This window comes from Bacillus paramycoides (assembly GCF_001884235.1).
In the GTDB taxonomy this organism is placed as follows: Bacteria; Bacillota; Bacilli; order Bacillales; family Bacillaceae_G; genus Bacillus_A; species Bacillus_A paramycoides.
In genome coordinates this window covers 225,038-238,404 of the sequence record NZ_MAOI01000069.1, presented here as the reverse complement: position 1 = coordinate 238,404, position 13,367 = coordinate 225,038, and the positions used below count along the sequence as shown (strand labels likewise).

At 38.9% G+C, this 13,367-nt stretch carries 12 protein-coding genes; all 12 read right to left on the bottom strand.

Going from position 1 to position 13,367, the window contains the following annotated elements:
* Window positions 1-38 precede the first annotated feature (38 nt).
* Window positions 39-671, bottom strand: a complete 633-nt coding sequence (pyrE, locus tag BAU28_RS13750) for an orotate phosphoribosyltransferase (RefSeq protein ID WP_000711455.1) — start codon at window positions 669-671, stop codon at window positions 39-41.
* Window positions 668-1,384, bottom strand: coding sequence for an orotidine-5'-phosphate decarboxylase (gene pyrF / locus BAU28_RS13745; protein WP_071718828.1), 717 nt, complete (start codon window positions 1,382-1,384; stop codon window positions 668-670). Before pyrF ends, pyrE begins: the two co-directional genes overlap by 4 nt.
* Entirely contained in the window at window positions 1,369-2,298 is a 930-nt protein-coding gene (gene pyrD, locus BAU28_RS13740) for a dihydroorotate oxidase B catalytic subunit (protein ID WP_071718827.1), read from the bottom strand. Before pyrD ends, pyrF begins: the two co-directional genes overlap by 16 nt.
* Window positions 2,295-3,074, bottom strand: coding sequence for a dihydroorotate oxidase B electron transfer subunit (gene pyrK / locus BAU28_RS13735; protein ID WP_002173137.1), 780 nt, complete (start codon window positions 3,072-3,074; stop codon window positions 2,295-2,297). Before pyrK ends, pyrD begins: the two co-directional genes overlap by 4 nt.
* Window positions 3,071-6,289 carry a carbamoyl-phosphate synthase large subunit gene (gene carB, locus BAU28_RS13730; RefSeq protein ID WP_071718826.1) on the bottom strand — a complete coding sequence of 1,073 codons (3,219 nt, stop codon included), beginning with the start codon at window positions 6,287-6,289 and terminating at the stop codon, window positions 3,071-3,073. The genes pyrK and carB overlap by 4 nt, the downstream gene beginning before the upstream one ends.
* Window positions 6,274-7,371 (bottom strand): carbamoyl phosphate synthase small subunit, encoded by a 1,098-nt coding sequence (locus tag BAU28_RS13725; protein ID WP_071718825.1) that lies wholly within the window; start codon window positions 7,369-7,371, stop codon window positions 6,274-6,276. Before BAU28_RS13725 ends, carB begins: the two co-directional genes overlap by 16 nt.
* Window positions 7,368-8,654 carry a dihydroorotase gene (gene pyrC, locus BAU28_RS13720; RefSeq protein WP_071718824.1) on the bottom strand — a complete coding sequence of 429 codons (1,287 nt, stop codon included), beginning with the start codon at window positions 8,652-8,654 and terminating at the stop codon, window positions 7,368-7,370. The genes BAU28_RS13725 and pyrC overlap by 4 nt, the downstream gene beginning before the upstream one ends.
* Complete coding sequence (pyrB, locus tag BAU28_RS13715; protein ID WP_000018850.1) at window positions 8,638-9,552, bottom strand: aspartate carbamoyltransferase; 915 nt, start codon at window positions 9,550-9,552, stop codon at window positions 8,638-8,640. Before pyrB ends, pyrC begins: the two co-directional genes overlap by 17 nt.
* A gap of 148 nt (window positions 9,553-9,700) precedes the next feature.
* A complete protein-coding gene (gene uraA / locus BAU28_RS13710) occupies window positions 9,701-10,984 on the bottom strand; it encodes a uracil permease (RefSeq protein ID WP_048373975.1) in 1,284 nt (427 codons plus the stop codon).
* Between the two features lie 146 nt (window positions 10,985-11,130).
* A complete protein-coding gene (gene pyrR / locus BAU28_RS13705; protein ID WP_025148299.1) occupies window positions 11,131-11,673 on the bottom strand; it encodes a bifunctional pyrimidine operon transcriptional regulator/uracil phosphoribosyltransferase in 543 nt (180 codons plus the stop codon).
* 204 nt (window positions 11,674-11,877) lie between these two features.
* Entirely contained in the window at window positions 11,878-12,786 is a 909-nt protein-coding gene (locus BAU28_RS13700; RefSeq protein ID WP_071718823.1) for an RluA family pseudouridine synthase, read from the bottom strand.
* 4 nt (window positions 12,787-12,790) lie between these two features.
* Complete coding sequence (lspA, locus tag BAU28_RS13695) at window positions 12,791-13,249, bottom strand: lipoprotein signal peptidase LspA (protein WP_048373978.1); 459 nt, start codon at window positions 13,247-13,249, stop codon at window positions 12,791-12,793.
* Window positions 13,250-13,367 lie beyond the last annotated feature (118 nt).

Sequence of the window (13,367 nt, the reverse complement as noted above, 5' to 3'; positions counted from 1 at the left end):
GACGACCGCGTTTCCCCCCGCGGTCGTCTTTTTTCGTGTTACGCTGTAACCCAAGCCTCGTCAGCTGGATTTTTACGCCACTCTTGTAATTTTTTCGTTTCAGCTTGTCCAATCATACCTTTTTCTGCTGCAACTTCAGTTAATGCACTGTAATCACTTAAAGAATATGATGCTACGTTTGCTGCTTCTAGTTTCTCTTTTCCTGACTCAAGCTCGTATGTGAAGATTGATACGATTCCTAATACTTCACAACCAGCTTCGCGAAGTGCTTCTACACATGTAATTGCACTACCACCAGTTGAAATTAAATCTTCTACTACAACTACTTTTTGACCTTTTTCAGCTTTTCCTTCGATTTGGTTCCCTTTACCGTGTCCTTTTGCTTTACTACGTACGTAGCACATTGGTAAATCCATACGATCGCTTACCCATGCAGCGTGCGCAATACCAGCAGTTGCTGTTCCTGCAATAACTTCTACAGTTGGGAAGTGCTCTTTAATTAACTCTTCTAATCCAGCTGCAATCGCTTGGCGTACTTTTGGATAAGATAAAGTTAAACGATTATCACAATAAATTGGTGATTTCATACCAGAAGACCAAGTGAATGGATCATTCGGTTGTAAAAATACTGCTCCAATTTCTAATAAATGCGACGCGATTTCTTTTTTCATACTGTTACACCTTCCCACTGTTGTTTTACTGTTTTATACGCTTCAAGCGGATTTTCTGCTTTTGTAATACTACGTCCAACTACGATGTAGCTTGAACCAAGTTCCCTCGCACGTTTCGGTGTTGCAACGCGCACTTGGTCATTCACATCATCACTTGCAAGACGAATCCCCGGTGTTACTGTTACAAATGTTTCCCCGCATACTTCACGTAATTTTGGTACTTCAAGTGTTGAACAAACAACTCCATCAAGTCCACTTTCTTTCGTTAATTTGGCATAATGAGCAACCGCTTCTTCTAACGTTTTCTCAATACCAATCTCTTTTTTCATCATAGCTTCCGAAGTGCTTGTTAGTTGTGTAACTGCAATACAAATCGGTCTCTCTTTTCCTTCTTGCTTACCTTCCTCTAATCCCTCGATCGCAGCTTTCATCATACTGCTTCCCCCAGCAGCATGAACATTTACCATATCAACATCTAGACTAGCTAGGCTGCGCATAGCGCTTTTTACTGTATTCGGAATATCATGAAGCTTTAAATCTAGAAAGATTTTATGTCCTTTTTCCTTTAAGTACGTAATAATTGCAGGTCCCTCTTTATAAAACAACTCCATACCAACTTTGACAAATAACTCTTCCTCTTCAAAGTGATGTAAAAATTGTTCTACCTCTTTCTTACCTGGAAAATCCAGTGCAACGATTAACGACTGTGACATGTTTGCTTCCAGCTCCTTCCTTGACATTCCGAAATGTGGTCAAATCCTAACTCATCTAGTAATGTAGGTAACTCTTCAATGATCGTTGGACAAACGAACGGATCAATAAAGTTCGCTGTCCCTACTGCAACTGCGCTTGCGCCAGCGTAGAAGAATTCAATTACATCTTCCGCAGTTTCAATACCACCCATTCCGATAATCGGAATGTTAACCGCTTGACTTACTTCATGTACCATACGAATTGCTACTGGCTTAATCGCAGGCCCTGATAGTCCGCCCGTACGGTTTGCTAAAATTGGTTTTGCAGTTTTTAAATCTAGACGCATACCAAGCAATGTATTAATCATCGTTAAACCGTCCGCACCTGCATTTTCAATTGCTTTTGCAATCTCCACAATGTTTGCCACGTTCGGTGACAATTTCACATATACCGGCACTTCAGAAACCTCTTTTACTCGCTTCGTTAAATCAGCAGCAATTTCAGGATTTGTACCAAAAGCGATACCACCCGTTTTTACGTTTGGACAAGAAATATTTAATTCTAGCGCATGAACATTTGGTGCTTTTGAGATTTCCTTCGCAACCGCTACGTAATCCTCAGCTTGTGAACCAGCAACATTTGCAATAATCGGAAGATCAAATTGCTCGAGAAAAGGTAATTCAGAATTCATTACCTTTTCTAATCCAGGATTTTGAAGCCCAATTGCATTTAGCATTCCACCTGGTGTTTCAGCAACACGAGGCGTTGGGTTTCCATAACGAGGCTGTTCCGTCGTCGCTTTAATCATAATTGATCCAAGTACACTTAAATCATAGAACTGTGCATACTCACGACCAAATCCGAAGCAACCAGATGCTGGGATGATTGGATTTTTTAATGATAACCCTGGTAATTCAACTTGCAATCTGTTCATAGTACAACCTCCCCGATTGGAAATACTGGTCCGTCGCTACACACCTTCTTGTAAGAATGTCCACTCGGATCTGCTTGCAAATGGCATACACATGCGAAACATGCTCCGATGCCACAGCCCATACGTTCTTCTAATGAAATGTAGGCTTTTCTCTCTTTATAGCGTCCTTCTAATGCACGAAGCATTGCTAAAGGTCCACATGAGTATAGAATGTCAAAGTCAATTCCATAGCTATCAATTACATCTGTTACAAACCCTTTCGTACCGTGCGTACCATCAACTGTTGCAACATACGTATCACCAAGCTCTGCGAATTTCTCTTCATAGAAGACAACATCTTTCGTTTGAAAACCTAAGATGTGAATAACGCGTACTCCCTTTGCTACAAGACGCTGCGACAATTCATATAGTGGTGGTACACCAATTCCCCCGCCTACTAATAAAGCCGTTTGTCCAGCTTCCGCTTCTTCTACAGGAAATCCATGACCAAGTGGTCCTAACACATCTACAAGTTCACCTTGTTTTCTTTTTGCTAATGTTTTTGTTCCTTGTCCTTCCGCACGATATAGCATTGTAAATTCGTTCTTGTCTTGATCGACATTACAAATACTAATTGGGCGGCGCAGAAGGGGCGTAATGCCCTCTGCTACCTTTATGTGTACAAACTGCCCTGGATCGTTCATTTGTTGCACCAGATCCCCTTGAAGCACTAATTCGTAAATGTTTTTTGCGATTTCTTTTTGGTTAACGACGATCATATTTTGCTTTTGCATCATGCATGTACCACCTCGTGACGCTTCGTTTGCGTAATTTCTTTCATTGAATGAGCTGAGAATGTCATAGATTCTAGTACTCTCAAGATTGCTCTCGTTGTATCAAGTGATGTTAAGCAAGCCACACCATTTTCTACTGATTCACGGCGAATGCGGAAACCATCACGCGCTGGTTGTTTTCCTTTTGTTAATGTATTGATTACAAACTGTGCTTTTCCTTGACGGATAATATCAAGTAAGTTGTATTCTTCAGAATCAATTTTATTTACAACTTGCACTGGAATATTTTGCTCTGCTAACGATTGTGCTGTTCCAGCTGTTGCTAATAAGTTATAGCCGATTTCGTGGAAACGTTTTGCAATTTCCATCGCTTCTTCTTTGTCTTTATCAGCTACAGTAATGATTACTGATCCGTGCGTTGGAATGTTAATTCCAGAAGCAACTAGCCCTTTGTATAATGCTTTTTCAAGCGTTAAGTCTTTACCCATTACTTCACCTGTTGATTTCATTTCAGGCCCTAATGTTGTATCAACTGAGCGTAGTTTCGCAAATGAGAATACTGGAGCTTTTACATACACTTCCTTCTCTTCTGGGTGATAGCCAGTTCCATATCCTTGTTCTACAAGGTTTTGACCTAAAATAACTTTCGTTGCAACATTCGCCATCGGTACGCCTGTAATTTTACTTAAGAATGGTACTGTACGGCTCGCACGTGGATTTACTTCAATTACATACACTTCATCTTTGAATACTACAAACTGGATATTTAGTAATCCAACAATGTTTAATCCTCGTCCAAGTGCAATTGTATGTTCAATAATTTGTTCTTTTAATTTTTCAGATAAGCTTTGTGGTGGATATACTCCAATTGAGTCACCAGAGTGAACTCCAGCGCGTTCAATATGTTCCATAATACCTGGAATGAATACATTCTCACCGTCTGAAATTGCATCTACTTCAATTTCTTTACCAACCATGTAGCGGTCAATTAATACTGGGTGATCCGCATGAACTTTCACTGCGTTCTTCATATAGTGCAGCAGTTCTTCTTGACGATATACAATTTCCATCGCACGTCCACCAAGTACGTAAGATGGTCTTACTAATACTGGGTAACCAATTTTGTCAGCGATTGCTACCGCTTGCTCTACAGTCGTTGCTGTTTTACCAACTGGTTGTGGGATACCAAGCTGCGTTAACGCTGCTTCAAACTTATCACGATCTTCTGCACGGTCTAAATCTTCAAGTGATGTTCCTAAGATTTTCACACCGTGTTCTTCTAATTTAGCAGCTAAGTTAATTGCCGTTTGTCCACCGAATTGGACGATAACACCTTCTGGCTTTTCTAAGTCGATAATGTGCATTACATCTTCGATTGTTAGTGGTTCAAAGTATAATTTGTCAGAAATACTGAAGTCTGTTGAAACTGTTTCTGGGTTGTTATTAACAATGATTGCCTCATATCCAGCTTCTTTAATTGCCCATACAGAGTGAACTGTTGCATAGTCAAACTCAACACCTTGACCAATACGGATTGGACCAGATCCTAGTACAACTACACTCTTACGATCTGTTACAATCGATTCATTCTCGTCACCATATGTGCTGTAGTAGTATGGTGTTGCAGATTCAAACTCTGCCGCACAAGTATCTACCATTTTATAAACAGGAGTCATATTGCTTTCTTTACGCATATCGTAAATTTCACGCTCTGTTTTGTTCCAAGCAGCTGCGATGTAATGGTCACTGAAGCCCATTTCTTTCGCAGATTGTAATACTTCCATATTTCCTACATTTTCTTTTACTTTGCGTTCCATGTTTACGATGTTTTCAACTTTTTGTAAGAAGAAGAAGTCCATTTCACACCATTCGTTGATTTCTTCTTTCGTTACACCTTGACGAATTGCTTCTGCTACAATAAACAGTCTCTCATCATCGGCTTTAATAATGCGTTTTTTCATTGTTTCTTTGTCAAGTTCTTTTAAGTGATCTAATTCTAAGTGATAGATACCAAGTTCTAAAGAACGAACCGCTTTTAATAATGATTGTTCTAAGTTACGTCCGATTGACATAACTTCACCCGTTGCCTTCATCTGTGTACCAAGTGTTCTGTTTGCTGATTCAAACTTATCAAATGGCCAACGTGGAATTTTTGAAACAACATAGTCTAATGCTGGCTCGAAGCAAGCGTATGTTTTTTGTGTTACTGGGTTTACAATTTCATCTAATGTTAAACCGACTGCAATTTTCGCCGCTAGCTTCGCAATTGGATATCCAGTTGCTTTAGATGCTAGTGCAGACGAACGACTTACACGCGGGTTTACTTCGATTACATAGTATTGGAAGCTATGTGGATCAAGTGCAAGCTGAACGTTACATCCACCTTCAATTCCTAATGCACGAATAATTCTTAATGAAGTATTTCGTAACATTTGATACTCACGGTCACTTAATGTTTGGCTCGGTGCTACAACGATAGAATCACCTGTGTGAACCCCAACTGGATCGATATTTTCCATATTACATACTACAATCGCGTTATCATTCGAATCACGCATTACTTCATATTCAATTTCCTTACAACCAGCAATGCTCTTTTCTAATAAACATTGTGTTACTGGACTATGTTTTAATCCACCTGATACGATTTCAATTAGTTCTTCTTCATTACTACAGATTCCGCCACCTGTTCCCCCCATTGTAAATGCTGGGCGAACAATAACTGGATAACCAATTTCTTTTACAAATTCATGTGCTTCTTCTAGCGTATGAATAATGGTGCTAGATGGAATTGGTTCATTTAATTCCTGCATTAATGTACGGAATAAATCACGATCCTCCGCTTGCTCGATTGCTGATAATTTTGTTCCTAAAATTTCAACTCCGCACTCTTCAAGTATGCCTGATTTCGCAAGTTCAACAGCCATATTCAACCCTGTTTGACCACCTAATGTTGGTAGGATTGCATCTGGACGTTCTTTACGAATGATACGGCTTACGAATTCTAATGTTAATGGTTCTATATATACTTTATCTGCTGTTGCAGTATCTGTCATAATTGTTGCTGGGTTAGAGTTAACAAGGATTACTTTGTAACCTTCTTCTCTAAGAGATTGACAAGCTTGTGTACCAGAGTAATCAAACTCTGCTGCTTGCCCAATTACAATTGGTCCTGATCCGATTACTAAAATTGTGTTAATGTCTAGGCGTTTTGGCATAACTCTTCCCCTTCTTTCTTGAAGTTTTCAATCATTGCTAAGAAATCTTCGAATAAATCATTTGCATCTTCTGGTCCTGCTGAAGCTTCTGGATGGTATTGTACTGTAAATGCAGGGAACTTCTTATGACTAAGACCCTCTACTGTTCCGTCGTTTAAAGCAACATGCGTAATTTCAAGATCTGTATTTTTAACTGACTCTTCTTCTACTGCGTAACCATGGTTTTGAGATGTAATTGCTACTTTTCCAGTTGCAAGGTGTTTTACTGGGTGATTTAAACCACGGTGACCGAATTTCAACTTACTTGTATTCGCACCAGATGCTAGAGCGAATAATTGATGTCCTAAGCAAATCCCGAATAAAGGAACTTTACCGATGATTTCTTTTAACATTTCAATTGCTTCTGGTACATCTTTTGGATCCCCAGGTCCATTACTTAACATAATTCCATCTGGGCTAAGGCGTAAAATCTCTTCTGCTGTTGTATTGTAAGGTACTACAATTACATCACAGTCACGCTTATTTAATTCTCGTAAAATACCATGTTTCATTCCGAAGTCTACAAGTACAACTCGGTGTCCACGGCCTGGACTTGGGTATGGATCTTTCGTTGATACGCGTTTCACGTGATCTGTAAATACTGTCGCTTTTAATTGGCTCACGATGTATTCTACATCTACATCCATGTTACATAGACGTCCACGTAATGTACCGTATTGACGAATTTTTCTTGTTAATTTTCTCGTATCAATTCCTGCTAACCCTGGGATGTTTCTTTCTTTTAAGTAATCATTTAACGAAATTTCATTACGGAAGTTTGATGGGTGATCACAAATTTCGTTTACGATTAAACCATTTACAGATGGGTGAATCGATTCAAAATCGTCACGGTTGATGCCGTAGTTTCCGATTAATGGGTACGTGAATGTTACGATTTGACCGCAATATGATGGATCAGATAATGTTTCTTGATATCCAGTCATTCCTGTTGTAAATACAACCTCACCTGACTTTTCGATTTCTCCTCCGAAACCTTTTCCAATTAATACTGTTCCATCTTCTAAGATAAGTTGTCTTTTCATACTAATGCACTCTCCTTTTGCCATGCGATCTTACCACCAACGATTGTCATTACCGGCCATCCTTGGCATTTCCAACCTGCGAATGGTGTATTTTTTCCTTTTGATAAGAATGTTGTTGGATCAATCTCTTCTTCTTGTTCTAAATCAATGATTGTAATATCAGCTGTTCTATCTTCTTTCAGGCGACCTGCTTCTAAGCCGAATGTATCAGCTGGCTTTTCTGTTAAGAATTGAATTAACTGCTCTAATGTAATAATTCCTTTTTTCACAAGGTTTGTGTATAGCAGTGGGAATGCTGTTTCAAAACCAGTAATTCCGAATGGTGCTCTTTCAATTCCTTGTGCTTTCTCTTCCGCTGTATGCGGTGCATGATCAGTTGCGATCATATCAATCGTTCCATCTAATAAACCTTCAATTAGTGCTGCGTGATCTTCTTTTCCACGAAGCGGTGGGTTCATTTTAAAGTTAGGATCAGCTGATGGGATATCATCTTCACATAACACTAGGTGATGAGGTGTTACTTCTGCTGTTACTTTAATTCCAGCGCGCTTTGCATCACGAATTACGCGTACAGAGCCTTTCGTACTTACGTGACATACGTGATAGTGACAATCTGCCGCTTCAGCAAGCAGTATATCCCTTGCAATATGTACAGATTCACATACTGATGGGATACCGTTTAATCCGTGTTTCTCAGAAAACTTCCCTTCATGTACACAACCTTTATTAATAAGAGTATTCTCTTCACAGTGCGCAACTACTGCCATATTTAATTTCGCCGCACGCTTCATAGCAGCCAACATCATGCTAGCATCTTGTACGCCTACACCGTCATCAGTGAAAGCAAATGCTCCAAGTTCTTTTAATGTTTCGAAATCTGTCATTTCAGAACCCGCTTGACGTACTGTAATTGCTCCGTATGGTAGTACGTTGACATGCGCTTTTTCTTTAATACGATTTTGCAAGTCTTCCATATGTTCTCTGCAATCTGGTACTGGGCGTGTATTTGGCATTGCACAAATTGTAGTGAATCCACCTTTTACCGCTGCTAGTGTACCTGTTTCAATTGTTTCTTTATGTTCACCACCTGGTTCACGAAGATGTACGTGTACATCTACTAATCCAGGTGCGATTAACTTTCCGTTCACATCGATTACTTCAGCATTATCTGCCGTAATATTTTCTGCCACCTTAGCGATTTTACCGTCTTGTACGAGAAGATCTGTTGCTACGATTTTTCCTTCTTCATTCATATAACGACCATTTTTAAACAAGTAATTCATGTTTCATTCCTCCTAATACATTTGGTAAGGCGCGTTTTAGTACAGCCATTCTTACGTAAACTCCATTTTCCATTTGTTTAAATATGCGTGAACGCTCACACTCAACAAGTTCACTTGCAATTTCAACATCACGGTTTACAGGAGCTGGATGCATAATAATGCTTCCTTCTTTCATACGCTTTTCTCTTTCTACTGTTAATCCGTGTTTCTCATGATACTCTTTCATAATGTCTGTTTCATAATGATCATGACGCTCATGTTGTACACGAAGTAACATCATTACATCCACTTCTGGAACTAGTTCATCTAATGGTTTGTATGTTCCAAATGTGTTGTCTTCATCTTTCCACTCTTCTGGACTTGCAAAGTAAATTGTTGCACCCAGCTTCGTTAATGCTTCTGCATTAGAACGTGCTACTCGGCTATGACGAACATCTCCTACTATTGCAATCTTCAAACCTTCAAATCTTCCAAACTCTTGTTTAATTGTAAGAAGGTCGAGTAGGCACTGCGTTGGGTGGTTTCCACATCCATCTCCAGCGTTTAAGATCGGGATATTCACCTGATCTTTTAGCTCATCGAAGTAGCGATCTTGCTCATGGCGGATGACCACCGCTTTTGTTCCGATTGATTCTAGTGTTCTTATCGTATCGTATAAAGTTTCTCCTTTTTGTACGCTAGATGCATCAGCTGAAAAGTTTAAAACATCAAGTCCTAATCTCTTCTCAGCAACTTCAAAGCTAAATCTCGTTCTCGTACTATTCTCAAAGAACAAGTTCGCAACAAAAGTTTGCTCTGTCGTTTTGCTCTCTTTCCCATTCGCAAAATCTTCTGCGTCTTTTAGGATTTCTGAAATTTCTACTTCCGATAATTCACTCATCGTTAACAAATGGCTCATCGTCATCCCTCGTCTTTCTGATTTTTATGTTACCACTTTTGTATTTTTATAACAACCTTTGCATAAAAATACCCTAGTCGTGTGAGACTAGGGTGCAAGAAAGAAGCCACCCTTTCCGGTCTCACAGGACTGAATTAAAAGGTTATTATTATGAAGCAATCTGCTTAGATTGTTTTATTTGTTTCGTTTCCGGTAGTAGTAGATTTAACAGTACGCCTACAATTGCTGCTAGTGCCATTCCTTCTACTTGGAACGATTCTCCTACGTGAAGTACCGCTCCACCAATACCGATTACTAGTATTACTGATGCAATCATTAAGTTTCGTTTGTCACTTAAGTCTGTTTTATCATCTACCATCATGCGTAATCCACTTGATGCGATTACACCGAATAGTAAGATTGATACACCACCCATAACTGGTGTTGGGATCGAATGAATCAGTGCAGAAATCTTACCGATAAATCCGAACATGATTGCGAACACTGCTGAGCCGATGAATAAGTATACACTGTATGCTCTCGTAATTGCTAGCACACCGATGTTTTCACCGTATGTTGTATTCGGTGGTCCACCTATTAGTGATGCGATCAATGTTGCTATACCATCACCGAAGATTGAACGGTGTAAGCCTGGTTTTTCAATTAAATCTCTTTTAATAACATTTCCAAGTACAATTTGATGTCCGATATGTTCTGAAATTGTTACTAGTGCAACTGGTACCATTAAAAGTACAATCTTCCATGAAAACTCTGGAGTGTATGTTACAAACGGTACTGTAAAATCTGGTACAACAAACCATTTTGCTTCAGCAACCGGCTTTAAATCTACTAGCCCTTGGAAGTAAGCGAAGATATATCCGCCAATGATACCAAGTAGAACTGGTATTATGCTGAAAAATCCTCTTCCGAATATAGAGCAGATAATTGTAATCGCTAATGTTACTAGCGCTACTGAAAAGTGTGTAAAGCTATACTTACCATCCGCACCGTTCATCGCCATATTAACTGCTGTATGTGCTAAAGCTAGACCGATTACCATTACTACCGGACCAACTACGATTGGTGGGAGTAATTTCATAATCCACTCTGATCCAGACTTCTTAATTCCGATTGAGATTAAGATGTACACAAGTCCGGCTAGCAAGCCACCAAGCATTGCCGCTCCAGGTCCACCTGCTGTTTTTGCTGTAATAATTGGTGCAATAAAGGCGAATGATGATCCTAAATATGCTGGTACTTGACCTTTCGTTATAAGAAGAAACGCTAGCGTTCCTAATCCACTTGATATTAACGCCACTGACGGATTCAATCCTGTTAAAAACGGAACAAGCACTGTTGATCCAAACATCGCGAACAAATGTTGTATACTTAAAAATAACCATTTTCCCGGTTTCGGTACTTCATTAACGTCTAACACTGGCTTTTGTTCCATTGTTACATCCTCCTTCAGTCTAATTCTTTGCAATAAAAAAACTCTTTGTGCCTGTGCACAAAGAGTCCTATACTTTCGTATGCCAAATTTGACATATGAAAGCCAAGACCCTTTGGCAGCCTCACAGGACTACATTTAAAAGGGCTTTACTTATCGTATATGCTTACTCGATCTTGTTGATCTGTCTCTTGCAAATCAACTTCGATACGCTCTTCACTTGATGTTGGAATGTTCTTTCCTACATAATCAGCGCGAATTGGTAATTCACGATGTCCTCTATCAACAAGGACAGCCAGTTGGATTTGCGATGGTCTACCTAAATCCATAAGAGCATCCATTGCTGCTCGAACTGTTCTTCCTGTATATAATACATCATCCACAAGGATAACTTTTTTATTCGTAATATCTACAGGGATATCAGAACCTTTTACAAGTGGTTCTTTATTTTTGGATTGTAGTGTTAAATCATCACGATATAACGTAATATCTAACTCTCCTACTTCCATCTCTTTTCCTTCAATTTGACCAATTCGTTCTGCCAAACGTTGTGCAATAAAAATTCCACGTGTTTTAATTCCGACAAGAACGCAATTATCGACACCTTTATTTCGTTCCACGATTTCATGACTAATTCGTGTTAAAGCGCGGCGAATCATTTGGTCATCTAAAACTACAGCTTTCTCTTGCATGCTCTACACCTCCAAGCTCTTTTTCTTGCGTGAGAGTAATGGTATAAAAAAAGTCCTCTCAGCGTGTGCGAGAGGACTTTTGAAAAAAGGGTACAGCATACCCTAAGTATTTCAAACCGTTACCTTCTCAACCTCACGGGGCTGTGTTAAAGGATCATTATTTAACTGTTGTCAGTATCTCAGTTTTCTAATGATTTGTCAATACTATTTTCGTAAAATATTTAATGCATCTTCAAACACTTCTGGAATCGGTGCCTCAAACTGAATATATTCACCAGTACGAGGATGGTCAAACCCTAAAATACCTGCATGAAGTGCTTGTCCATTCATATCTAACGTTTTCTTCGGACCATACTTTGGATCTCCTGCAAGTGGATAGCCAATATATTTCATATGAACACGAATTTGATGTGTACGTCCTGTTTCTAAGCGACATTCTACAAGTGTGAAATCTTTAAATCGCTCTAATACTTGGAAATGTGTAACAGCGTTCTTACCATTTTCATCAACCGTCATACTTTGACGTTCTTTCTTATCACGAGCAATCGGAGCATCGATAGTTCCTTTATCATGCGGAATAACACCGTGCACAATCGCTTTATAACGTCTTGTTACTGTTTTTGCTACAAGTTGATTTACAAGTGATTCGTGCGCCATATCATTTTTAGCAACCATTAATAGGCCAGATGTATCTTTATCAATACGATGCACGATACCAGGACGCATTACACCGTTAATGCCTGATAGATCTGTACAGTGGTGCATAAGACCGTTCACAAGTGTACCACTTGTATGACCTGGTGCTGGATGTACAACCATACCACGTGGCTTATTTACAACAAGTACATCTGCATCTTCATAATAAATTTCTAAGTTCATATCTTCTGCTTGAATATCTAACTCTTCCGGATCAGGAATCGTTACTGTAATTTCATCATTTTCTTTAACTTTATAATTTACTTTTACCGATTTCCCATTAACTGTTACAACATCATCTTTAATCCATTGCTGTACTTGTGAACGTGACCATTCACTGTTTATTTCTGCAACGAATTTATCAATTCGCTCGCTTTTTTGTTCTTCTGCAACTGTTACTTGTACTACTTCACTCATTCAATTACTCCTTCGTTTTCTTGCCTTCTAATAATGTTTGAATAATAATTAATACAACACCAATACATAATGCTGAATCAGCTATATTGAATACTGGATAGTTGTACGAGAAAATATACACGTGAATGAAATCCACTACTTCTTGTCTAAATACACGATCAATGAAATTACCAATTGCTCCGCCTAATATTAGACCTAATGAAATCCCTAGAAGTTTGTCTGTTTTCGCATATTTTTTCATATAAATTACGATAAATGCTACAAAAACGACTGTAATAATGTAGAAGAACCACATTTTATCTTCTAAAATCCCCCAGGCAGCTCCTCTATTTCGATGTGATGTTATGTATAATACATTATCGATAATCGGAATGCTCGTACCCAATTCCATGTTCTTTACAATTAGCCATTTCGATATTTGATCGATGGCAATGACAAATAACGCTATTACATAATATATCATTTTCATTTCCCCCACAAAGACAGTGTACCTCAAAATTTTAGCATAGCTGCAACCTTTTCACAATGAACCTTTATAGAAGAATAAAATAAATTAAAAAAAGGTAATATAATATCGTTGT